At 43.9% G+C, this 1376-nt stretch carries 1 pseudogene; it reads left to right on the top strand.

Annotated elements, in window-relative coordinates:
* Positions 1-1376, top strand: a pseudogene (locus ACP6PK_RS30325) (CHAT domain-containing protein); the annotation flags it as partial.

The raw sequence follows: 1376 nt of genomic DNA, 5'->3' as shown, positions 1-1376 counted from the left end.
AAAAGAGAGGGGGAGCGGGCGAGTTGGGAAAGGGGGAGTAGGGGAGCGGGGGAGTAGGGGAGATGGGGAGATAGGGAGAGGTAAAGGGGGAGATATTATTCTTGAAGCAGGTAACAACATTAACACCACAACTGCCAGAATATATTCCGGTGCCGACGACGGCGACACCGGAAACATCAATATTATTGCGGATGGCGCAATAGAAATAGGTCAAATAGACCTAGCATCAGGTTTCATCAGAGAAAGACTAGAATTTAACAACAACTTTACCCTAATTCCCGTTCCTAAAGGAGAAGCGACCCAAGGAACAGCAGGAAACATTATTATCAGCAGTAAAAACAGCACAATAGATACCAGCGCCGACAGAATTAACTCTCGTTCCCCAGATGGTTCGGGAGATATCATCATCGAAGCTACAGGAAATATTACCACAGGCAAACTAGAAGCAAGCGCCCTCAACCAAGAAAAACCTACCACAGGTGGAAATATAGAAATCATCAGCAGACAAGGAGAAATTAATGCCACTAAACCCATAGAAACCTTTTCAGAAAGAGGAGAAGGAGGTAGCGTCGCACTCAACGCAGAAGGTCACATCCACACAGGTAGCATTCGTTCAGAAGGAATGCAAAAAGGAGGTGACATCGAAATCGAAAGTCGCAGTCAAAACAGCATAGAAATCATTGGAAATATCAGTAGCTATTCGACTGAAGGTACAGCAGGAAATATCACTCTCAGAAGTCCTGGAGATATTAACCTTCAGGGAATTCGTTCTGACGGAATGCAACAGGGAGGGCGGATCAAAGTAGAAAGTGAAACAGGCAACATTGATGCTACCGGAGGAGAAATAGATTCCTTCTCAGACCAAGGAACAGGAGGAAACGTCGAGATAAATGCCTCAGAAAGCGTAAATTTAGGAAATGTATCATCCTTTGGCATGACAGAAAGTGGCAACTTAACCATTCAGAGTCAAACAGCACAAGTAAATACAGGCAACGTTACGACACAAGCACCGGCAGGAAGTAGTGGCAATATAATCATCAACGCTGAAGAAGTAGGCACAGGAAACTTAAGCTCCATTGGTACAACCAGCGCTGGAGAAATTAATGTGGCAGCAACAGATGGCTCAATTCAAACCTATGCTATTGAAATCAGCTCTGATGGTTCAATAGGAAGCTTAAGGTTACAAGCAACAGAAGATATCGCAACAGAAGATATCGATCAAAATGCTGGAGCAGGAGATGCCAATATTGAGATTAACTCAGGTGGAGACCAAACCACAGGAGGTATTAATCAAACAGCAGATGGTGATACTAACAATACTCAAAACGCTGGGGGTAATATTTCCGGAGATGTTAATCAAAATGCTGGCAATAATG

Origin of the sequence: Dapis hubbardiae BLCC-M172 (assembly GCF_050016015.1) — a bacterium.
Lineage (GTDB): Bacteria > Cyanobacteriota > Cyanobacteriia > Cyanobacteriales > Microcoleaceae > Trichodesmium.
Note: the sequence above shows the minus strand (reverse complement) of the source record. Positions and strands in the feature narration are given on the sequence as shown.